Raw genomic sequence first — 20,837 nt, forward strand, 5'->3', positions numbered from 1 at the left:
ACACCGGCGGGTTCGGCTCTTCGGCGGTGACCATCAGCCGATCGGCTGATCTCCCCGCACACCGGTGATCACGAAGCTGGGCCTTATGTTGAAGTGCCGTATGCCGAAGTTCCGCTATCTCGCTCCGTTCGTCGCGGCTGCGGCGATGGTCCCCCTCGCGCCGGCGGTGGCCGCGGCCGAAGGGCTGGACTGGAAGCCGTGCGCCTCCGTGGCGAAGGATTGGGACGCGAGTGACCAGCGCACGGAGTGCGCGATGGTTCCCGTCCCGCTCGACTACGCCGATCCCGGTGGCCGGACGATCGACATCGCCGTCAGCCGGATCCGCGCGACCGGCGAGCGCACCGGCGCGATCCTGATCAACCCCGGCGGGCCCGGCCAGTCCGGCATGGCCATGCCGCGCGACCTCGCCGGGAGCAAGGCCGCCGGGCTGCTCGTCCACCACGACCTCATCGGCTTCGACCCGCGCGGCGTCGACTACAGCGCGAGCCTCCCGTGCCCCGGCGACGAGACCCAGCCCGGCCCGTCGTTGCCCGAAAAGGACCAGGCCCGGTTCATCGCCGAGCGGGACGCCAAGGCCAACGCGCGGTGCATCGCGCAGGACCCGGCGCTCGTCCACTCGTTCACGACGCCGGACATCGCCCGAGACATGGACCGGATCCGCGAGGCGCTGGGCGAGCAGAAGATCGGCTACTACGGCATTTCCTGGGGCACCGCGCTGGGCGCGCAGTACCGGACCCTCTTCGACGGGCACGTCGACAAGATGCTGCTCGACTCCGTCATGCCGCCGGACCTCAACGTCACCGCCATGGACGACGGCCAGGCGACCGCGGGCGAGAACACCTTCCACGAGTTCTCCGCCTGGATCGCGCGCTACGACGCCGTCTACCACTTCGGCCCCGACGAGGCCACGGTGGCGAAGGCCCTGCTCGACCTGCGTGCGGAGCTCACCGCGCACCCGCGCACGGCCGCCGACGGTTCGCCGATCAACGGCGACACCGTCAACGCCATGTACGCCGACCCTCGTCGCCAGTGGGCGGACCTCGCCGCGCAGCTCGTGACCATCCGGGACGGCGGCACCCCGGCGGCGCCGTCGTCCGCGGCGAAAACGGGCGCGCTCGGCTGGGACACCACGCCGACCGGCTTCGACCACTTCCAGCAGACGGCCCTGCTCTGCAACGAGTCCCCGAGCCCGCGCGACTTCGACACCGTCTGGCAGCACCGCCTCGACCGCATGCGGCGCAACCCGGTCGCCGGCGGGCACGGGCTGTACGAGCAGCTGTGCGTGGGCTGGCCGGAGGCCGCGCGGCCGTGGCAGCTGGGCCCCGGCACCAGCCCGTTGCAGCTCGTCGGCCACACCTACGAGCCGGTGACGCCGATCGGCTGGGCCGTCGCCATGCAGCGGCGAATCGGCGGCGCGCTGATGACGATCGAAGACGACGCGCACGGCTCGCTGTCGTCACTGCCCTGCGCCGAAGCCGCCGTGACGTTTTTCGACACCGGCCGCACGACCACGCAGTCGTGCCCCGGCGCGCCGATCCCGGCCCCGCGGACGTGACGGGAAATCGGCTCGACGCCGTCGCTACGTTCGCGAGATGAGCGAAGCACTGCGACGGCACGTCGACGCCTTCAACGCCCGTGACCTGGACGCGCTCCTCGCCGGCTTCACCGAGGACGCCGTCTGGGTCACGGGCACCACGGTCGTCCGCGGGATCGACGAGCTGACCGACCTCTTCGCCGACGCGATGACCCAGCTCCTCCCGACCTTGACGATCCAGGACGTCCTCACCGACGGCGACCGCGTGGCCGCCCAGCTGACCGAAACGCTCACCCACGACGGCCAGGAGCGCACCTTCGCCATCGCGGGCTTTTACCGGCTCCGCGACGGCCGCATCACCTCGGCGAAGATCTACCGCGAGGGCAGCGCGGAACTCGCCTGACCGTGGCTGCGGTGGTGGACCTTTTGGTACAGAAGGGTTTCACGCCGTCGCGAGGGGGACTTTCGCGCGCGACTCGCCGACCACTCGCGCCCAAAGGAGGCGTCAGAGCAGACAGCGGAACCTCAGAGCAGGTAGTGGAACAGCGGACTCCCCGACGTGACCCGCTCCACCTGCAGCGGGCTGGCGTCCAGCCGCGCCAGCAGCCCGGACAAGTCCGTCGGCCGGGCGATCTCGATGCCGATCAGGGCGGGCCCCGTCTCGCGGCTGTTGCGCTTGACGTACTCGAAGCGGGTGATGTCGTCCTCCGGGCCGAGGATCTCGTCGAGGAAACGGCGCAGCGCGCCCGGCTCCTGCGGGAAGCCGACGAGGAAGTAGTGCTTCAGTCCCTCGTGCACCAGGGACCGCTCGAGGATCTCGCTGTAGCGGCTGACGTCGTTGTTGCCGCCGGAGACGATGCAGACCACCGTCTGCCCGGGCTCCACCTGCACGGCGCTCCCCAACGCGGCCGTCGAGAGTGCGCCCGCGGGCTCCGCGATCACGCCGTCCGACTGGTACATCGCGAGCATTTCCGTGCAGACCGCGCCCTCGGGGACCGACGTCAGCTCGGCGCCGCTGTCGCGCACGAGGGGGTACGTCACCGTGCCCGCGAGGCGGACCGCCGCGCCGTCGACGAACGGGTCCACCGTCGGGATCCGCACCGGCTCGCCCGCCTCGATAGCGGCCGCCATGCACATCGCGCCCGCCGGCTCGACGCCGACGATCCGGATCTCCGGGTGCCGCTCGCGCACCCACGTCGCGACGCCGGCGAGCAGGCCGCCGCCGCCGACCGGCACCACCAGCACGTCCGGCACGAACCCGAGCTGCTCGACGACCTCCAGTGCCACCGTGCCCTGGCCGGCGACGGTGCGGATGTCGTCGAACGCCGGCACCAGAGTGGCGCCGGTGCGTTGCGCGTCGTCGTTCGCCGCGGCGAAGGCGTCTTCGTACGTTTCGCCGACGACGATCACCTCGATGTGCGCGCCGCCGAGCGTCGCGATTCGCTCGCGCTTCTGCCGCGGAGTGGTGCCCGGCACGTACACGCGGCCGTTCGCCCCTAAACGGCGACACGCGTACGCGAGGCCCTGCGCGTGGTTGCCCGCGCTCGCGCAGACGACGCCGCGGGCGCGCGTGGCGTCGTCGAGCTGGACGATGAAGTTGTAGGCGCCGCGGATCTTGTACGAGCGGACGGTCTGCTGGTCCTCGCGCTTGAGCCAGACCCGCGCGTCAACCCGCGACGACAGCCGGGCGTTGGGCTCCAGCGGCGTCCGGGTGATCACGCCCGCCAGCCGGCCGGCGGCCTGCTCGACCAGTTCCGCGTTCACCGTGTCGATGTCGTGCACCCGGCTGAATCTACTTCGCGCCCTGCGGCCACGTCCGGGGCACCGCCGCGTCTCAGACTTTGGGCACCGCCGGGTACGGGACGAACGTGCTCGTGTTCTCGTCGACGGTCAGCGGCTTGCCGATCGCCGGGAACGCGCGCTGCGTGCAGGCCGGGCGTTCGCAGACTTTGCAGCCCATGCCGATCGGCGTCGCGGCGGCGGGTTCGTCCAGGTCGAGGCCGGTGGAGTAGACGAGCCGGCCGGCGTGGCGCAGTTCGCAGCCGAGGCCGACGGTGAACGTCTTGCCCGGGCTGCCGTAGCCGCCGATGTTGCGGGAGACGGTTCGCGCGACCCAGAAGTACCGCTTCCCGTCGGGGAGGGCGGCGATCTGTGTCAGGATCTTGCCAGGCGAGGTGAACGCCTCGTAGATGTTCCACAGCGGGCACGCGCCGCCCACACGCGAGAAGTGGAAGCCGGCCGCCGACTGCCGCTTGGACATGTTCCCGGCCCGGTCCACGCGCACGAACGAGAACGGCACGCCACGCTGCTTCGGCCGTTGCAGCGTCGACAGCCGGTGGCACGCCGTCTCGAAGCCGACGCCGTAGTGGTCGCAGAGGCGTTCGATGTCGTAGCGGAACTTCTCGGCCGTCGCCAGAAAAGAGCCATACGGCAGGATCAGCGCGCCGGCGAAGTAGTTCGCCAGGCCGACGCGGGCGAGCGTCCGCGCCGCCGGGCCGGAGAACGCCCACGAGTCGGCCAGGTCCGTGATCAGGTCGTCGTACTCGAGCAGGGCGATCTGCGACGCCATCCGGAACGCCTGCTGCCCGACGCGCAGGCTCGGCGCGAGCCGCAGCACCCGTGTCGCCGGCTCGTAACGATGCTGCTGACCTGCGGATTCGTCGATCCCCTCGGCGGTGACGTCCACGCCGTAGCGCTGCCAGAGGCGATCCTTCAGCGAGCCGAGGACGGCGCCGCGGCGCAGCGGGATCTCGGCGGCCATGCGCTCGGCGCGCTCGTCCAGCTCGGCGACGTAGTTCTCGCGCTCGTAGAAGAAGTCCCGCACCTCCTCGTGCGGCAACGCCGCGGCGGCGCTGCCGTGCAGGCCCAGGCCGTTTTCCGTGGTCAGCGCCGCAGTGCTCTCCACGGCGTTGCGGTAGCTGCGGTGCAGCTTGACCAGCGCCTGGGCGATGGACGGCAGGTTCGTGGCGAGGTCGTTCAGCTCGCCGATGGTGACGTCCACGCCGAGGACCTCGTCGAGCAGGGCCTCTTTGACGTCGGCGACCAGGCGCGAGGTGTCGTTGTTGGCGAAGAACTCTGTGTCGACGCCGAACGCCTGGGTGATCCGCATCAGCACGGGCACGGTCAGCGGGCGTGAGTTGTGCTCGATCTGGTTGAGGTAGCTCGGTGAGATCTCCAGCACACGGGCGAGGTCGGCCTGGCTCATCGAGCGGCTCTCGCGCAAGTGCCGTAGCCGCGCCCCGGCGAAAGTTTTGTCCATGGGTGCTCCGTCCGGCCGGAAGGTTTCCGGACCTGAACGATTACGTGAACGATCAAGCCCGTGGATTTTCGCCCAGTTGCGAATCAGAGATTCGCAACCTTTGCAAGATGCTACGGAAGCTTCACACAAATTGGCAACTTGGAGCTATAGCCCGCGCTTTCCTGCTCGTGTGAGGGTCGTGACCAGGCAAGGCGAGCAATCGCAAACTTCGCAACACGGGAGAGTCCGATGACCGAGCAGGCCAAGCAGCTCGAGCAGGCGGCGGCCGGACTGGCCGAGCAGTGGAAGACCGACCCCCGCTGGGCGGGCGTCCAGCGGACCTACTCCGCCGCCGACGTGGTGAAGCTGCGCGGCAGCGTCGTCGAGGAGCACACGCTCGCTCGCCGCGGCGCGGAGAAACTGTGGAATCTCCTGCACACCGAGGACTACGTCCACTCGCTCGGCGCCCTCACCGGCAACCAGGCCGTGCAGCAGGTGCGCGCCGGCCTCAAGGCCATCTACCTGTCCGGCTGGCAGGTCGCGGCCGACGCCAACCTGTCCGGCCAGACCTACCCGGACCAGAGCCTCTACCCGGCCAACTCGGTGCCCGCGGTCGTCCGCCGGATCAACAACGCGCTGGGCCGCGCCGACCAGATCACCTGGGCCGAGGGCAGCACCGACATCGACTGGTTCGCGCCGATCGTCGCCGACGCCGAGGCCGGCTTCGGCGGTCCGCTCAACGCGTTCGAGCTGATGAAGGGCATGATCGCGGCCGGCGCCGCGGGCGTGCACTGGGAGGACCAGCTCGCGTCCGAGAAGAAGTGCGGCCACCTCGGCGGCAAGGTGCTGATCCCGACCAAGCAGCACGAGCGCACGCTGAACGCCGCCCGCCTCGCCGCGGACGTGTTCGACGTGCCGTCGCTGATCGTCGCCCGCACCGACGCGCAGGCCGCGACGCTGCTGACCAGCGACGTCGACGAGCGCGACCGCCAGTTCCTCACCGGCGGCCGCACCGCGGAGGGCTTCTACGAGGTCACCAACGGCATCGACCCGTGCATCGAGCGTGGCCTGGCCTACGCGCAGTACGCCGACCTGCTCTGGATGGAGACCTCCAAGCCGGACCTCGAGGTGGCGCGCAAGTACGCCGAGGCCATCAAGGCGAAGTTCCCGGACCAGATGCTGGCCTACAACTGCTCGCCGTCGTTCAACTGGAAGAAGCACCTGGACGACGCGACCATCGCGAAGTTCCAGCGCGAACTCGGCCACATGGGCTACAAGTTCCAGTTCATCACGCTGGCCGGCTTCCACGCGCTGAACTACTCGATGTTCGACCTGGCCCACGGCTACGCCCGCGACGGCATGACCGCCTACGTCGACCTGCAGGAGCGCGAATTCGCCTCCGAGGAGCGCGGTTACACCGCCACGAAGCACCAGCGTGAGGTCGGCACCGGCTGGTTCGACCTGGTCGCCACGGCGCTGAACCCGGAGAGCTCGACCACGGCGCTCAAGGGCTCCACCGAGGAAGCGCAGTTCTGAGCCCTGCCCCCACTGCGGGCCGGCGGCCTCCCCGCCGCCGGCCCGCCCCACCCTTGCAGCTCGCGGAGGTACGAGATGGCCGACAAGCTGAACTACCGCATCGAGGTCACCGGGCCCGCCGGTGACCGGTTCGCCGAGATCCTGACCCCGGCCGCGCTGGACTTCGTGGCCAAGCTCGACAACACCTTCGCCGGCCGTCGCCGCGAGCTGCTCGACGAGCGCCGCCGCCGTCGCGAGCGTCTGCAGACGGGCGAGGAGCAGCTGGACTTCCTGCCGGAGACCCGCCGCGTCCGCGACGACGAGAGCTGGCAGATCGCGCCGCCGGCCCCCGGGCTCGAGGACCGCCGCGTCGAGATCACCGGCCCGACCGACCGCAAGATGACGGTGAACGCGCTGAACTCCGGTGCGAAGGTGTGGCTCGCCGACTTCGAGGACGCGACGTCGCCCACCTGGCACAACGTCGTCGACGGCCAGCTGAACCTGTTCGACGCCATCCGCCGCAACATCGACTTCACCACCGGCGCCGGCAAGCGCTACACGATCGGCGAAGAGCCGGCCACGATCGTCGCCCGCCCGCGCGGCTGGCACCTGGTGGAGAAGCACATCCGCATCGACGGCCGCCCCGTTTCGGCGAGCCTCGTCGACTTCGGGCTGTACTTCTTCCACAACGCGCGCCAGCTGCTCGCCCGCGGCAGCGGCCCGTACTTCTACCTGCCGAAGCTGGAGAGCCACGTCGAGGCGCGGCTGTGGAACGACGTTTTCCTGCTGGCGCAGCAGGAGCTGGGCATCCCGCGCGGCACGATCCGCGCCACCGTGCTGATCGAGACGATCACCGCGGCGTTCGAGATGGACGAGATCCTCTACGAGCTGCGCGAGCACGTGGCCGGGCTGAACGCCGGCCGCTGGGACTACATCTTCAGCGTCATCAAGAACTTCTCCTCGCACGGCGCCGACTTCGTGCTGCCGGACCGCGCACAGGTGACGATGACGGTCCCCTTCATGCGCGCCTACACCGAGCTGCTCGTGCGCACCTGCCACCGTCGTGGCGCTCACGCGATCGGCGGAATGGCGGCGTTCATTCCGAGTAAGGATCCTGACACCAACGAGATCGCGCTGCAGAAGGTCCGCCAGGACAAGGAGCGCGAGGCCGGCGACGGCTTCGACGGCTCGTGGGTCGCGCACCCCGGCCTGGTCCCGGTCTGCCGCGAGGTGTTCGACGGCGCGCTCGGCGGCTGGCCCAACCAGCTCGGCAAGCTGCGCGAGGACGTTTCCGTGTCCGCCGAAGACCTGCTGGACGTCGCCAGCGCCGGCGGCGAGGTGACCGAGGCGGGTGTGCGCGCGAACATCAACGTCGCGCTGCGCTATGTCGACTCGTGGCTGCGCGGCACCGGCGCCGCGGCGATCCACAACCTCATGGAGGACGCCGCGACGGCCGAGATCGCGCGTTGCCAGGTGTGGCAGTGGATCCGCAACGGCACGAAGCTCGAGGACGGCACCGCGCTGACCCGGGAGCTGGCCGCCGAGTTCCTGGAGGACGAGCTGACGAAGGTCCGCGCGGACCTCGGACCGGACAGCCGCCTCGCCGACGCCCACGCGATCTTCACCGAGACCGCACTCGGCGAGAAGCTGCCGAGCTTCCTCACGACGGGCGCCTACGCCCGTTACCTCACCGACGCCCGGTGAGTCGTCTCCGGCCGTCCCCGACCTGACCGGGGGCGGCCGGGTTTCCGCACCGAATGGGATGGTGTGGTGACGGGTCCGGTGGCGGAGGCTCCCCGCCACCGGACCCGAGTATTCGTTACCAGTGCGGTAGTCGTGTCCCGTAACGGCTCGCGGTGGTCGCCGGCCGAATCGGGACGTGTCGCCGCTGACCGACGACAACGTTCTCGTTCTCAGACCGGCTGGTCGAGGTACGCCCGGACCGCCGCCATCTCTTGGGCGAACTCGGCGCGCAGGTTCTCGAGGTCAGCCGCCCCGGACGGCGGACTGGTCATCTCGCTGACCGAGACGCGCTGCAGGTGCCGTGCCCGATCGAAACGGCGGTTCATAAAGGCGGGCAGCGCCTCCGCGAGCGGGCGCTCGGTGAGTTCTTCGGCGAGCACCACCGCGTCCTCAAGCGCCTGGGACCCACCTTGCGAGAGGTGCTGGACGACCGCGTGCGCCGCGTCGCCGATCACCACGCCCGGCCCGAATGCCAGGGCCGCGGCAGGTGCACCTCGAACAGCGAGCTGTAGACGATCTCCGCCGCCGGCAGATTGTTGTGCACCTCGGCGACCGCGCCGGTGTGCTCCGCCAGCCGTTGAGTTTCATGATGTGCGTCAGTTCTTTACGGGTGCTTCAAGGTAGACGAGGCCGTGTGGCCCGTTTCGCCGGATGGCTCGCGAGTGTTCGTGGGAAGCCAGAAATCGCCGCGCCTCTACGTCGTGGACACGGTCGAGGCCCGTATCGAGACCACACTCGACGTGGCTGAGGCGCCAGGAGGCATCGCGTAGTTCCACGGAGTTTTCTCCGGTATTGACGATAAGGAGGAGGGATTCGTTTTTGTCAGTTTCCATAGGTGCCACAATCGGCTCCTCGGGAATTCTTGACTAGTTTTTTCTCAGCCGGGAATACCACTACGGTATGCACTGCTGTTTGCGCTCACCACCGGTATCCCGACGCCTGACACCGGAATCCCACCAAGGTCTGGCGCGCGGTGTGCCGGAGGAAGGTGGTCGGCAGGCTGCTGTACGGCTCGCGCGGCACTTCGAGGACGCAGGTCTGGGTTGCCCCACGGGCGCGGCGGCGGTGGGGGAGCCGGGCGCCGTCCAGCCGAGGCGATCCGTCTTTGCCACCCAGGTGCTGTTCGGTTCTAGTGACGAGCACGTCGGCGATCCGTCCGTGCCACCAGGTGTCGTCCGGCCTTGGTGGCGAGCGAGTCGGCGACGGGTAGCGCCCTTGTCCCTACCGGCGATCCGGGTTCAGCGACCGGATCCGGTCGTAGGCGTCCGCCGCTGGGCCGACAAGATTTGCCGCTGAGCGGCCAGCACTGTTCTTGCCTGGGGCGCGCCGGATCCCCGTCCCGGCTGGCGGACTGATTCCAACCCCGGACGAACCTCGTCTGACCGGCGATCCGAGCGTCGCCACCGCATGTCATCCGATGACGATCCCAGCGCGCCTCCGCTGGTTTTTCAATGGCGATCAGCCCGTTCGCCCCAGCCGGCTCCGGTCGATTGGCCAGGCCGAGGCGAATCCGTTCAGCTCTGGCTGTTCACCAGCGTCTCCGCGGCGGCGCGGGCGGTGTGCGCTTCGCCGGCGTCACCCGTGATCGCGGCGAGGACCGTGGCGCCCTCCATGAGGGAGAAGAGCTGGTCGGCGAGCATCGGCGACGGGACGAGGCCGCGCAGGTAGGCCCGCACCTCGTCCTTGTGCTTCCGGATGGCCGTCGCGACGCCGGGGGCGGGTTCGCCGAATTCGCCGAACGAGTTGACAAACGCGCAGCCCCGGAAGCCCGGCTCGCTGAACCACTCGTGCAGCCAGTCGAAGACGGTCAACGGATCGTCGTCGCGGGCGTGGACGAAGTCGCGCAAGGACCGTCGCCAGCGTTCGTCGCGCTTGAGCAGGTAGGCAGTGACCAGGTCGTCCTTCGAGGGGAACACCTGGTAGAGCCGCTTGAGCGAGACGCCGGACCGCGTGCGCACGGCGTCCATGCCCACGGTTTGCACGCCGTGGGCGTAGAAGAGGTCTTCGGCTGCCGCGAGCAGCCTTTCGGTGGCTTCCGCCGTGTCCACGTCACGTTCCTCTGGTGCTGAGAATGAGCGTTCTCTATAGTACCCGATCAAGAGGGGAACGCACGTTCTCCGCTGATCCGGGAGGAGCCCCGATGGCACCGCGTCCGCCGTTTCCGCCGTTCGACGAGAACACTGCCCAACAGAAGGTCCAGGCCGCCGAGAACGCCTGGAACACGCGTGACCCCGAGAAGGTCTCGCTCGCTTACACCGAGGACTCCGTGTGGCGAAACCGCGATCAGCACGTCGTCGGCCGCGCGCAGATCGTCGAGTTCCTCAGCGCGAAATGGGCGCGCGAGCTGGACTACGCGCTGCGCAAGGAGCTGTGGGGCTTCCGCGACAACCGCATCGCCGTGCGTTTCCAGTACGAGTCGCGCGACGCGTCGGGGCAGTGGTTCCGCAGCTACGGCAACGAGCTGTGGGAGTTCAGTGACGAGGGCCTGATGCGCCGCCGCGAGGCGAGCATCAACGACCGGCCGATCGCGGAGAGCGAACGGCGGATTTTCGGCCCCCGCCCGGAATCCGAGCATGGTCTGGAGTTCCCCGTCTTCTGAGCCGGTTCCGTGCGCTCGGCTGTGGGCGAAACCGGGTGCTTTCCCACCATGGGAGCGTCAGGCTCGGACGCATGAGCCTGGGATTCAGCGGGGAAGTGACCGAGTTCTACCACCGTTACCGCCGTGGCTACCCGCCTGAGGTGCTGGACGCGCTCGCCGCCGAGTTCAGCCTGGCCGGGGACGACGTGGTCCTCGACCTCGGCTGCGGCACCGGGCAGTTGACCCTTCCCCTGGCCGCGCGGGTCGGGACGGTGGTGGGCATGGACCCGTCGCAGGACATGCTGGCGCGCGCCCGGCAGACCGCACTCGAGTCCGGCGTCTCGAACGCCGTGTGGCTCCTGGGCGGCGACACGGACGTGCCCGCGCTGGGCGGTCTCGTCGGCGATGGTCTGGCCGCGGTCACCATCGGGCAGGCCCTGCACTGGATGGACCACCCGACGCTTTTCGCCGCTCTGCGGCCACTGTTTCGGCCGGGTGGTGGCGTCGCGGTGGTCACCAACGGGCTACCTCTGTGGCTGCAGGACAGCGACTGGAGCCGCGCTTTGCGCGCGACGCTCGCCGACTGGCTGGGCCATCCGCTCACTTTCCCGTGTGGCACGGACGAGGCCAGCCACGAGCGCTACCGGTTGTCGCTCGCCGAGGCCGGCTACGTCGTCGGCGCCCGGACTGTGGACTATCGCGGCACGCTGACCTCGGACGAAATCATCGGCAACGTGTACTCCGCACTGAGTGAGGACACGTTGCCGCCCACCGGCGAACGCGCGGCTTTCGAATCCCGGCTGCGCGCGGCGATCGAGCCGCACTCGCCGTACGTCGAACCGGTCCGGGTCACTTTGCTGACTGGCCGGGTCTCCTGACGCGCCCTGCGTCGCCCCTTGGCGGCGAGTTGGTTGTGGCCTGTCCGGAGTTGGCTGCGATGGTCCCGTTCGTTCCGCTCTGGATAGGGGACTGACAAGGCTGCGGCGCGGTGCGGGCTCCCGGGTCCGGGACGAGCTGCGGCGCGGAACTCCCGGTCCAGCGCGAGCCGACGTGCGGCACTGTTGGCCCGGTGTGAACCGCCGCTTTGCGGCTAGCCACCGCTTTGCGGTGAGTTGCCGCCGTGCGGGAACCACTGCCCCTGCGGCGAGCCGCTGCTGTGGGGCGAGTTGCCGCTGTGGGGCGAGTGCTGCAGTGGGGCAAGTTGCTGCAGTGCGGCGAGCCACCGCTGTGCGGTGAGTTGCCGCTGCCCGGCGAACCGCCGCTGCGTGGGGAGCAACTGTTGTGTGTCGAACCACCGCCCCTGAGGCGAGTTGCCGCTGCTCGGCGAACCGCCGACATCAGCCCGTCACCGAGCGCGTTCAGGTAGCCCTACCTGTTGTTCCCCTTATTGTTTCGCCCCGGCCCCGGACGGATGCTCGGAAACCACGCCCCGTCCCCGAGGAGCCGTCATGACCAGCAGGTTCAGGTCCGTCGTCGCCGCTTTGTTCGTTGTTGTCGCGGTGGGGTTGGTTGCCGCGCCGGCGTCTGCGGCGGGCGTGGGGCCCGGGCAGGCGCGACCGGACTGCATCCGGCCCTGTCACTTCTGACGCGGGGACACCTACAGTTCGAAGGCGTTGCCCGTGGCGATCTTCGGGCGGCCCAGCTCGACCGGTTCGGCCGGCCGCGCGCGGCGGTAGACCTCCGCCGTCGCCTCGGCGATGTGGCCCCAGTCGAAGTCCGCCGCGAGGCGTGACTGGGCCACTCGCGCCCGCCGGGTCGCGGCCGCGGCGTCGCCGAGGACCGTGGTGACCGCGGTGGTCAGGCCCGTCACGTCACCGGGCTCGAAGGCCAGACCCGTCTCGCCGTCGACGACCACCTCGCCGAGGCCGCCCGCCGTGGATGCCACCAGCGGCGCCTTCGCGGCGGCGGCTTCCAGCGCGACGATCCCGAACGGCTCGTACCGGCTCGGCAGCACCACGGCGTCGGCCGCGGCGAGCAGGGCGCGCAGTTCGCGGTCGGGCAGGTGCCCGGCGAAGTCCACCGCGCGCCGGATCCGCAGCCGGCGGGCCTGTTCCACCAGCTCTTCGTAGTGTCGCCCCTTACCGGCGACGACCAGGCGCGTGCCCGGAAAACGGCGACGGATCCGGGGCAGCGCGGCGAGCAGGTCCTGCACACCCTTTTCCCACTCGAGCCGGCCGAAGAACAACAGGAACGGCTCCCCGTCCGGGCTGTGCCGCTCGCGCACCCGCGCGACCTCGGCCGAGGACACGCGCCAGCTGCGTTCCTCGATGCCGTTGTGGATGACCGTGACGTCGGCGGCGTCGATCTCGAAGAGGTGCGCGACCTCCTTGCGCATCGCCTGCGAGCAGGTGATCACGGCGTCCGCGCGGTTCGCCAGCCACCACTCGACGGAGTGCACCTGCTGGTTCAGCGGGTGCGAGAGCCAGCCGGAGTGCCGCCCGGCCTCGGTCGCGTGGACGGTGCCGACCAGCGGCACGCGCGCGGCCTCCGCGATGGCGATGGCGGGGTGCGTCACCAGCCAGTCGTGCGCGTGGACGACGTCGGGCTGCCAGGTCCGCAGCAGGTCCTGCGCCGCGCGGACCATGGCGTGGCCCATGGCGAGCGTCCAGGCGACGAGGTCGCGCTCGAACGTCAGGTGCATCGGGTCCTCGGCCACGCGGATCACCCGCACGCCCTCGGTCACGCGGTCGCTGCGCGGGTGCGTCGAGGCATCGGTCCCGGCCGTGTGGCGGCAAAGAACCACCACGTCATGGCCCTGTTTCGCGAGGTGTCGAGCCAACGCGTGCACGTGCCGGGCGAGCCCTCCGATGACCACGGGCGGGTACTCCCAGGACAGCATCAGCACGCGCATGGGCAGAGGTTACTCGCCAGTCGGTTCCGGTGGGCTGCCTGGCTGCCGCCGTCGTCGATCTCTGCCACCATCGGTGGTGATGACTTCCGGTCAGCCCGAGTGGCAGCGCAAGGACCCGCCCCTGACGACGCCGTGGACCGGCCTCGTCGACCCCGCCGCGGTGCTCCCCGAGTACCCGCGGCCACAGCTGAGGAGGTCGCGATGGCTGAACCTCAACGGCCTCTGGGACTACGCCGGGTGGCCGTTTTCGCCGGATGAGCCGCGGCCTGTCGGCTACGGCGAGCGCATCCTGGTCCCCTTCGCGCCGGAGTCGGCACTCTCCGGCATCGCGCGGCGCGACGAAGTCCTTTGGTACCGACGGTTGTTCGAGATCCCGGACGACTGGCGGGGCGAACGCGTTCTGCTGCACTTCGGCGCGGTCGACCAGACGGCGAAGGTGTGGGTGAACAACCAGCTGGTGGCCACCCACGAGGGCGGGTACACGGCATTCTCGGCGGACATCACGGACGCTCTGCGCGCGTCGGGGCCGCAGGAGCTGACGGTCCGCGCGGAGGACCGCACCGACATCGCGCCCTTCCCGGTCGGCAAACAGCGCAACGAGCCGGGCGGGATCTGCTACACGCCGGCGTCCGGGATCTGGCAGACGGTGTGGGCCGAGCCGGTGCCCGCCGTGCGCGTTTCGGGGCTCGAGATCACCCCGGACCTGACCGGGTTCACGGTGTTTCCGCAGGTCACTGTCGGTTCTCGAGTTGAGCTGGTCGTGTCGTCGCCGCATGGCGACGAGGCCGCGCGGGTCAGCGGCGTCGCCGGCCAGCGGCTGCGGGCGGAGGTGCCGGACCCGCGCCTGTGGACGCCGGACGACCCATACCTGTACGACCTGACGGTCCGGGTCCTGGACCATCGTGGTGATGTCCTCGACGAGGTGGCGAGCTACGGCGGGTTACGCACGGTGAGCGTCGTGCCGGACGAAGCCGGACGGCCGCGGATAGCGCTCAACGGCCGCGTCACCTTCCTCCACGGTCCGCTCGACCAGGGTTACTGGCCGGACGGCGTCTACACGGCGCCTACGGACGAGGCGCTGCGGTTCGACCTTGAGAAGACCAAGGAGCTGGGGTTCAACTTCGTCCGCAAGCACGTGAAGGTCGAGCCGGCGCGCTGGTATTACTGGGCGGACGTGCTGGGCCTGGTCGTCTGGCAGGACATGCCGTCGCTGATGGTGTCGTTCGACGGGCCGCCCGGGCCCGCGCCCGACCCGGTGCCGGAGGGGCAGGAGCGGTTCGAGGCGGAGCTGCGGGAACTCGTCGCGCAACTGCGGAACGTGACGTCGATCGTCGCGTGGGTTCCGTTCAACGAGGGCTGGGGCGAGTTCGACACCACGCGCGTCGCCTCGCTGGTGAAGAGCCTGGACCCGACGCGGCTGGTGGTCGCGAACAGCGGGGTGAACTGCTGCTTCTCCCGTCCGGACGTGGGCGCCGGCGACGTCTACGACGACCACACCTACGTCGGCCCCGGCGAGCCGCGCGAACGGGACCATCGTGCCCTGGTGGACGGCGAGTACGGCGGCATCGGCCTGGTCCTGGACGGTCACTGCTGGCCCGGCCCGCCGCAGGCCTACGAGATGGCGCCGTCCTCGGCGCGGCTGACCGAGCGCTACGTCGAGGTCAGCGAACGGCTGGAGCAACTGGTCGGCGAACTCGGTCTGTCCGGCGCCATTTATACGCAGACGACGGACGTCGAGAACGAGGTCAACGGGCTGCTGACCTACGACCGCCAGGTCATGAAACTCGACGCGACTGTCGCGGCGGCCCACAACCGCGCGGTCATCAGGCGTGGTTCGGCTGAGGCCGGGGTGGCTGAGGGGAAGTCGCCGGAAATCGGCGATTCGGCGGCTGAGTGAGAACGGCTGGGTGAGAGGGGGGCGGGCGTCGTCGTCCGGCGGCGAAGGTCGTCGGCGTTGCGGCAAGCCGCTGATGGCCGGGAGGAGTTGCCCGGAAACGGCGACGGCCAAGAGCTGCCCCGAACCGGCGGCCACAGCGCGTCGCCGAGAAACGGCGACGGTGCAGATGCAGCCTGGGAACGGCGAAAGGGCGGAAACGCACCAACCCGCGTCCCCGCCCTCGGCGGCAAAATCGGCGCCTGAACCGGCGCCTGAACCCGGCGCCTGAACCGGAGGCCAGACCGGCACCGAAAACGGCGCCGACCCCAGCCAGCCTCAGACGGGCAGCGCGGCCTCGATGGCCTTGACCACGGCCTCGTCCTCAGGCTCGGTCCGGGGCCGGAAACGGCCCACGACCTCGCCGGCGGGGCTGATCAGGAACTTCTCGAAGTTCCACTGCACGTCGCCCGCGTCGCCCTCGGCGTCGGGGGTTTCCGTGAGCGAGGTGTAGAGCGGGTGGCGGCCCTCGCCGTTGACGTCGAGCTTCTCGAACAGCGGGAAGGAGACGCCGTAGGTGGTGGAGCAGAACGTCTGGATCTCCTCGGCCGTGCCCGGCTCCTGGTCCGCGAACTGGTTGCACGGGAAGCCGACCACGGAGAAGCCCCGGTCGCCGTACTGTTCCTGCAGCCGCTCCAGCCCGGTGTACTGCGGGGTCAGGCCGCACTTCGACGCGACGTTGACCACCAGCAGCGTCTTGCCGCCGAGCGCGCCGAGGGTGGTGTCCTCGCCCGAGAGCGTCTTCAGCGGAATCTCGTTGATACCCATTTCTTTGGTGCCCTTTCACTCATGCGGCGATGTCGCTCGCGCGGCAATGCGGCTAGGTCAGCAGTGCCCGCGCGTCCAGATGTCCGAACGGCCCGTCGTCGCGCCGGTATTCCGCCGCCAGTTCGGCGGCGCGTGTCCGGTTGCCCGCGCGGAGCAGCCCGGCGAGCGTGTCGAAGCGTTCGGTGTGCACGTGGGCGCGGCGGCGCGCGTAGTCGGCGGCGGAGTCTTTCGTGACCATAAAGGCCCAGTCGCTCGACAACGCCAGCATCGCCTCCGCGACGGCCTGGTCGGCCACCGTGTCGCGAGCGGACCGGTCGAGCCCCGCGACCAGGTCCAGCAGCCGGGTCTGCAGCGCGGTGTTGTCCCGCACCATGTCCGCGACCTGCTCGCCGTCCCAGACTCGCCAGTCCTTGCCGGAACCCCACGACGAAGCGGGCAGGTCGATCGGCGCGCCCAGGTGGCCCGCGTCCAGCGCGCCCTTCAACGTCGTCACGCGCACGCCCGCCTCGGGCAGCGCGCGCAGCACGCCCTCCAGCCAGGCTGGACCCTCGTGCCACCAGTGCCCGAACAGCTCCGTGTCGTACGCCGCGACCACCAGCGACTCCCGGCCGTGCTCGGCGCGCAGGGAGCGCAGCCGCGTGACGACCGTGTCCACGAAGTCCTTGACGTGCAGGCCGAGCATGTCCGCGGCCAGCGCCGGGTCGTACGGCGCCTTGTCCTGCGGCTCCACCTGCTTGCCCGTGACGCGCGACGCCTTCAGACCCACCTCGTGCGCCCACGTGTGGAAGTCGCGGTACGCCGCGTGGCCCGGGTAGCCGGCCTTCGGCGACCAGACGCGGTAGGTCACCTCGAGGTCGCGGCCGAAGCAGACGACGTCGGAGCCGCCGACCGTGCGGGCCGCCGAGGTGTCGCCGCGCAAGGACGGGCCGTCGACCAGGAAACGGCGAACGCCGGCGGCGGCGTAGTCCTGCTCCATTCCCGGCGCGTAGCCGCATTCGGGCGCCCAGATGCCCTCCGGCCGGTGCCCGATGCGCAACGCCGTGTCGGCGAGGCCGCCGCGCAGCGCGAAGCTGCGTACGCGCTCGTCGAGCAGCGGCTGGAACGGGTGGGCCAGCGGCCCGCCCAGCAGCTCGATCGTGTCACTGTCCACAAGCGACCGCAGAATCGGTGAGAACCCGTGCCGCCAGTGGGACTCCAGGTCCTCGGTCGCGCGAACGGCGGTGCGGTACTCCGCGGCGGCCAGCTCGCGCAGCAGCGGGTCGCCGCCCCACAGCGTCGACGCGTGCTGCGCGCGCAGCTGCCAGTGGCCGAGCCAGTCGTGGCAGGCGCTGATCGCGTACGGGTCGTCGAGCTGGGCCGCGAGCACCGGCGTCATGCCGAGGGTCAGCACGTCGCGTCGCCCCTCATCGGCGAATCGGCGCAGCAGGTCGATCATCGGCAGGTAGGAGTGCGCCCACGCCTGGTAGAGCCATTCTTCGCCGACGGGCCAGCTGCCGTGGTGCGGCAACCAGGGCAGGTGGCTGTGCAGGACCAGGCAGAACGTGCCCTCGTGCTCGGTCGAGGTCACGCGCGCACCGCCACGGCGACCAGGTCGAGACTGGCGTCGAGGTCGTCGGCGTGGACGCTGAAGTCCTCCGCCCGGACCGCGGCGACATCCGCGAGCAACGCCTCGGGCCAGACGGCCTGACCGGGCAGTTCGCCCATCACGACGTCCAGTTGCGCGTCGATGATCGAGCCGCCGTGACGCCGTTCCACCGTGTGCAGGCCCGCGCCGTGGTGCAGCCCGAGCAGTTCGACGTCAAAGCCCGCGGCGCGCAGCAGACTGTCCAATTCGGACGGTGCCAGCTCCCGCGTGTGGTACGGGTTCAGCGGCGTGTCGCTGTCCGGCGTGAAGGTGAGCCGGTTCGGTGTGGTGACCAGCAGCTTTCCGCCCGGCCGCAGCACACGGTGGCATTCGGCGAGGAACCCGGCCTGGTCCCACAGATGCTCGATCACCTGGAAGTTCGCCACCACGTCGACCGAGCCGGCGCGCAGCGGCAGGTACGCCAGGTTCGCGCGCGCCACCGTGACGTCCGGGTAGCGGCGGGCGACGTGCTCCGTGGTCGGGACGTCGTAGTCCAGCGCCAGCACCCGACGCGCCCGCGTCGCGATCAGGCCCGCCCCGTAACCCTCGCCGCAGCCCGCCTCCAGCACCGTCGCGCCGGCGCAGTGGGGGAGCAGCGCGGCATAGGCGGCTTCATGGCGGCGGAACCAGTAATTCTCCTCGGGGATGCCGGGGACGGTTCGTTCGCCGGTGAGGTGGAGTGCCTCGGCCCGGGTGGCTGGGGTGGTCACCTGCGCGACCCTAGCGCGTGTCACGTTCCGCACGGCCGTCTCGTTCCTCGGCCATGCAACGAACCCTCACTCGCGTACTGCTGCTCCTGCTCGGCGTCTTCGAGGGAGTGCCGGGGCTCTGGCCACTGATCACGCCGACCGGCTTCTACCAGGACTTTCCCGGCTTCCGGCAAGGCTGGGTCTCGATGGACGGCCCGTTCAACGAGCACCTGATCCGCGACTTCGGCGGGCTCAACCTCGCCCTCGCCGCGACGCTGATCGGCGCCGCCGTGATCGGCACCACAGCCGTCGCCAGGCTGGCCTCGGTGGCGACGCTGCTGTTCGCTCTGCCGCACTTCGTCTACCACCTCGGCCACCTGTCGCACTTCGGGCAGCTCGACCAGATACTGATCATCGCGACCCTGGCGGCGAGCCTGGTGCTCCCGGCCGTGGCGCTGCTCCTGCCGGGCCGGCGGGTCAGTTCACCGGCGACACCGTGATGCTCATCGCGCCGGGGCCGACGTGGGCCCCGATCACCGTGCTGGCGTCGCCGACGACCACGTCGGACACGTCCGGGATCTCTTCCTTCAAGCGCCGGACGACCTCGCGTTCGTCGGAGCCGAACCGCGTGATCGCGAGGTCCACCTTCCGGTCGCCGGCGGCCTTCACCGCGAGTTCGACGAGCCGGTTCATGGCCCTCTTCGTCCCCGGGACCCGGGCGAGCGGGCTGATTTCGCCGTTGCGGACAGTGAGCAGCGGCTTGATCGAGAACGCGTTGCCCAGCAGTGACTGGGCGGCGCCGACCCGTCCGGTACGGCGCAGGTACTCGAGGGTGTCGACGTAGATCAGTTCGGTGGAGCCGCGGACGCGTCGTTCGGCGGCTTCGAGCACGCGCTCCAGCTGGCCGCCGGCGCCGGCGACGCGCGCGGCGGACACCGACGCGAAGCCCAGGCTCATGCTGGCCGTGCCGCTGTCGATGATGTGGACGGGGATTCGGACCTGCTGCGCGGCCTCGCGGGCCGCTTGGACGGTGTCGGAGAGGCGGCCGGAGATGTGCATGCTCACGATCGCCGACGCGCCGCTGGAGGCGGCGTCCTGGTAGGTCCAGAAGAAGGCGCCCGGATCGGGTGGTGACGTGGTGACCGGCCGGCCGGCCTTCATGGCGTCGATGAGCTGGCCGCGATCGAACCGGTGCTCGTCGTCCGTGACGTCTCCGGCGTGCAGCTGGACCTGCACGACTCCGATGCCCCAGCGGGCGGCGAGCTGATCGGGCAGGCACGAGGTCGAGTCGGTGACTACGGCGATGTGCGCGGACATGGTGGGGGAGGTTAGTGCCTATCGGCCTACTGCCTGTAGCCCACCGTTGCTCCGATCGGGCGAGCGGTGTGCTGGGAGAGTTAATCGACCGACTACCGGGACTATGGTCCCAATAGATTGCTCATCCAGGTGAATGCCGTCACCTCAGCGGGTCCTGTCGCTCGAATGGCCCTAATCTACCGGCCAGTAGAGCACTGTCCCGCGGCCGAAAGCCGGCCCCTACCGGGAGGTCGAAGAAGACCTATGACGAAGATCGTTGTCCTGGTCAAGCAGGTACCGGACACCTACTCGGAGCGGAAGCTCTCCGGTGCCGACAACACCCTTGACCGTGAATCAGCCGACGCCGTGCTCGACGAGATCAACGAGAAGGCCGTCGAAGAGGCCCTGAAGATCAAGGAGGCGGGCGAGGGCGAGGTCACGGTGATCTCCGTCGGCCCCGACCGCGCCACCGACGCGATCCGCAAGGCGCTGTCCATGGGCGCCGACAAGGCCGTCCACGTCTCCGACGAGGCGCTGCACGGCTCCGACGCCATCGCCACCGCCAAGGTGCTGGCCGCCGCGATCGGCAAGGTCGAAGGCTACGACCTGATCATCGCCGGCAACGAGGCCTCCGACGGCCGCGGCGGCGCCGTGCCGGCGATCCTCGCCGAGCTGCTCGGCCTGCCGCAGCTGACCTACGTGCGCCAGCTGAGCGTCGAGGGCACCACGGTGAAGGCCGACCGCGAGACCGAGGACGGCATCACCCACCTCGAGGCGAGCCTGCCCGCGCTGGTGAGCGTCAGCGAGAAGATCAACGAGCCGCGTTACCCGTCCTTCAAGGGCATCATGGCCGCGAAGAAGAAGCCGGTCGAGACGCTGACCATCGCCGACCTGGGCATCGACGCGGGCGAGGTCGGCCTCGCCAACGCGTGGTCCTCGGTCGTCGAGTCCTCCCCGAAGCCGCCGCGCACCGCGGGCGAAAAGGCCGAGGACGAGGGCGACGGCGGCACGAAGGTCGCCGAGTACCTGGTCGCGCAGAAGCTCATCTGAGACACGGTTTCGAGGAGG

Annotated in this window: 18 protein-coding genes; 9 read left to right on the forward strand and 9 right to left on the reverse strand. The window is 70.0% G+C overall.

Annotated features, from left to right (window positions below; translation table 11 throughout):
* Positions 1-100 precede the first annotated feature (100 nt).
* Positions 101-1,555 (forward strand): alpha/beta fold hydrolase, encoded by a 1,455-nt coding sequence (locus OG943_RS46000; RefSeq protein WP_328607161.1) that lies wholly within the window; start codon positions 101-103, stop codon positions 1,553-1,555.
* Positions 1,556-1,592: 37 nt separating this feature from the next.
* Positions 1,593-1,937 carry a nuclear transport factor 2 family protein gene (locus OG943_RS46005; protein WP_328607162.1) on the forward strand — a complete coding sequence of 115 codons (345 nt, stop codon included), beginning with the start codon at positions 1,593-1,595 and terminating at the stop codon, positions 1,935-1,937.
* 122 nt (positions 1,938-2,059) lie between these two features.
* Here the strand turns inward: OG943_RS46005 and ilvA are convergent, their stop codons facing one another.
* A complete protein-coding gene (gene ilvA, locus OG943_RS46010; RefSeq protein WP_328607163.1) occupies positions 2,060-3,316 on the reverse strand; it encodes a threonine ammonia-lyase IlvA in 1,257 nt (418 codons plus the stop codon).
* 52 nt (positions 3,317-3,368) lie between these two features.
* Entirely contained in the window at positions 3,369-4,793 is a 1,425-nt protein-coding gene (locus tag OG943_RS46015; protein WP_328607164.1) for a short-chain fatty acyl-CoA regulator family protein, read from the reverse strand.
* Between the two features lie 228 nt (positions 4,794-5,021).
* Between OG943_RS46015 and aceA the strand changes: the two genes are divergently transcribed.
* Together aceA and aceB are read left to right on the forward strand one after the other, a co-directional pair.
* Entirely contained in the window at positions 5,022-6,308 is a 1,287-nt protein-coding gene (aceA, locus tag OG943_RS46020) for an isocitrate lyase (protein WP_328607165.1), read from the forward strand.
* A 75-nt stretch (positions 6,309-6,383) separates the two neighbouring features.
* A complete protein-coding gene (gene aceB, locus OG943_RS46025; protein ID WP_328607166.1) occupies positions 6,384-7,991 on the forward strand; it encodes a malate synthase A in 1,608 nt (535 codons plus the stop codon).
* 209 nt (positions 7,992-8,200) lie between these two features.
* Here the strand turns inward: aceB and OG943_RS46030 are convergent, their stop codons facing one another.
* Together OG943_RS46030 and OG943_RS46035 are read right to left on the reverse strand one after the other, a co-directional pair.
* Positions 8,201-8,488: a hypothetical protein gene (locus OG943_RS46030; RefSeq protein WP_328607167.1), complete on the reverse strand. Its 288-nt coding sequence runs from the start codon at positions 8,486-8,488 to the stop codon at positions 8,201-8,203.
* 1,056 nt (positions 8,489-9,544) lie between these two features.
* On the reverse strand, positions 9,545-10,078 hold the full coding sequence (locus tag OG943_RS46035) for a TetR/AcrR family transcriptional regulator (protein WP_328607168.1): 534 nt from the start codon (positions 10,076-10,078) through the stop codon (positions 9,545-9,547).
* Positions 10,079-10,170: 92 nt separating this feature from the next.
* On the opposite strand from OG943_RS46035, the gene OG943_RS46040 reads away from it, so the two are divergent.
* The gene (locus tag OG943_RS46040) at positions 10,171-10,629 is read left to right on the forward strand and encodes a nuclear transport factor 2 family protein (RefSeq protein WP_328607169.1); all 459 of its coding nucleotides are present in this window, start codon (positions 10,171-10,173) and stop codon (positions 10,627-10,629) included.
* A gap of 71 nt (positions 10,630-10,700) precedes the next feature.
* Entirely contained in the window at positions 10,701-11,486 is a 786-nt protein-coding gene (locus OG943_RS46045) for a class I SAM-dependent methyltransferase (RefSeq protein WP_328607170.1), read from the forward strand.
* A 719-nt stretch (positions 11,487-12,205) separates the two neighbouring features.
* Here OG943_RS46045 and OG943_RS46050 read toward each other — a convergent pair.
* Positions 12,206-13,459 carry a glycosyltransferase family 4 protein gene (locus OG943_RS46050; protein WP_328607171.1) on the reverse strand — a complete coding sequence of 418 codons (1,254 nt, stop codon included), beginning with the start codon at positions 13,457-13,459 and terminating at the stop codon, positions 12,206-12,208.
* Positions 13,460-13,538: 79 nt separating this feature from the next.
* Between OG943_RS46050 and OG943_RS46055 the strand changes: the two genes are divergently transcribed.
* Positions 13,539-15,356: a glycoside hydrolase family 2 protein gene (locus OG943_RS46055; protein ID WP_328607172.1), complete on the forward strand. Its 1,818-nt coding sequence runs from the start codon at positions 13,539-13,541 to the stop codon at positions 15,354-15,356.
* A gap of 315 nt (positions 15,357-15,671) precedes the next feature.
* Here the strand turns inward: OG943_RS46055 and OG943_RS46060 are convergent, their stop codons facing one another.
* Genes OG943_RS46060 through OG943_RS46070 form a run of 3 tightly spaced genes read right to left on the reverse strand, consistent with a single transcriptional unit; the run spans position 15,672 to position 18,494 of the window.
* The gene (locus OG943_RS46060) at positions 15,672-16,160 is read right to left on the reverse strand and encodes a glutathione peroxidase (RefSeq protein ID WP_328607173.1); all 489 of its coding nucleotides are present in this window, start codon (positions 16,158-16,160) and stop codon (positions 15,672-15,674) included.
* A gap of 52 nt (positions 16,161-16,212) precedes the next feature.
* On the reverse strand, positions 16,213-17,727 hold the full coding sequence (locus OG943_RS46065; protein WP_328607174.1) for a glycoside hydrolase family 57 protein: 1,515 nt from the start codon (positions 17,725-17,727) through the stop codon (positions 16,213-16,215).
* Entirely contained in the window at positions 17,724-18,494 is a 771-nt protein-coding gene (locus tag OG943_RS46070; protein ID WP_328607175.1) for a class I SAM-dependent methyltransferase, read from the reverse strand. Before OG943_RS46070 ends, OG943_RS46065 begins: the two co-directional genes overlap by 4 nt.
* A 53-nt stretch (positions 18,495-18,547) precedes the next feature.
* Here OG943_RS46070 and OG943_RS46075 point away from each other — a divergent pair, with 53 nt between their 5' ends.
* Positions 18,548-18,973: a hypothetical protein gene (locus OG943_RS46075; RefSeq protein WP_328607176.1), complete on the forward strand. Its 426-nt coding sequence runs from the start codon at positions 18,548-18,550 to the stop codon at positions 18,971-18,973.
* Here the strand turns inward: OG943_RS46075 and OG943_RS46080 are convergent.
* Entirely contained in the window at positions 18,951-19,790 is an 840-nt protein-coding gene (locus OG943_RS46080; RefSeq protein ID WP_328607177.1) for a DegV family protein, read from the reverse strand. The two genes, OG943_RS46075 and OG943_RS46080, sit on opposite strands and share 23 nt — an antisense overlap.
* Before the next feature lie 243 nt (positions 19,791-20,033).
* Here OG943_RS46080 and OG943_RS46085 point away from each other — a divergent pair, with 243 nt between their 5' ends.
* Positions 20,034-20,819, forward strand: a complete 786-nt coding sequence (locus OG943_RS46085; RefSeq protein WP_328607178.1) for an electron transfer flavoprotein subunit beta/FixA family protein — start codon at positions 20,034-20,036, stop codon at positions 20,817-20,819.
* Positions 20,820-20,837: the final 18 nt, after the last annotated feature.

The sequence above is a fragment of the Amycolatopsis sp. NBC_00345 genome (genome assembly GCF_036116635.1).
Taxonomy (GTDB): Bacteria; Actinomycetota; Actinomycetes; order Mycobacteriales; family Pseudonocardiaceae; genus Amycolatopsis.

Bases quoted from the DNA above. Each gene is read 5' to 3' on its own strand.
- OG943_RS46000 (WP_328607161.1), top strand. From the start codon at position 101: ATGCCGAAGTTCCGCTATCTCGCTCCGTTCGTCGCGGCTGCGGCGATG.
- OG943_RS46005 (WP_328607162.1), top strand. From the start codon at position 1,593: ATGAGCGAAGCACTGCGACGGCACGTCGACGCCTTCAACGCCCGTGAC.
- OG943_RS46015 (WP_328607164.1), bottom strand. From the start codon at position 4,793: ATGGACAAAACTTTCGCCGGGGCGCGGCTACGGCACTTGCGCGAGAGC.
- aceA (WP_328607165.1), top strand. From the start codon at position 5,022: ATGACCGAGCAGGCCAAGCAGCTCGAGCAGGCGGCGGCCGGACTGGCC.
- aceB (WP_328607166.1), top strand. From the start codon at position 6,384: ATGGCCGACAAGCTGAACTACCGCATCGAGGTCACCGGGCCCGCCGGT.
- OG943_RS46040 (WP_328607169.1), top strand. From the start codon at position 10,171: ATGGCACCGCGTCCGCCGTTTCCGCCGTTCGACGAGAACACTGCCCAA.
- OG943_RS46045 (WP_328607170.1), top strand. From the start codon at position 10,701: ATGAGCCTGGGATTCAGCGGGGAAGTGACCGAGTTCTACCACCGTTAC.
- OG943_RS46050 (WP_328607171.1), bottom strand. From the start codon at position 13,459: ATGCGCGTGCTGATGCTGTCCTGGGAGTACCCGCCCGTGGTCATCGGA.
- OG943_RS46055 (WP_328607172.1), top strand. From the start codon at position 13,539: ATGACTTCCGGTCAGCCCGAGTGGCAGCGCAAGGACCCGCCCCTGACG.
- OG943_RS46060 (WP_328607173.1), bottom strand. From the start codon at position 16,160: ATGGGTATCAACGAGATTCCGCTGAAGACGCTCTCGGGCGAGGACACC.
- OG943_RS46075 (WP_328607176.1), top strand. From the start codon at position 18,548: ATGCAACGAACCCTCACTCGCGTACTGCTGCTCCTGCTCGGCGTCTTC.
- OG943_RS46080 (WP_328607177.1), bottom strand. From the start codon at position 19,790: ATGTCCGCGCACATCGCCGTAGTCACCGACTCGACCTCGTGCCTGCCC.
- OG943_RS46085 (WP_328607178.1), top strand. From the start codon at position 20,034: ATGACGAAGATCGTTGTCCTGGTCAAGCAGGTACCGGACACCTACTCG.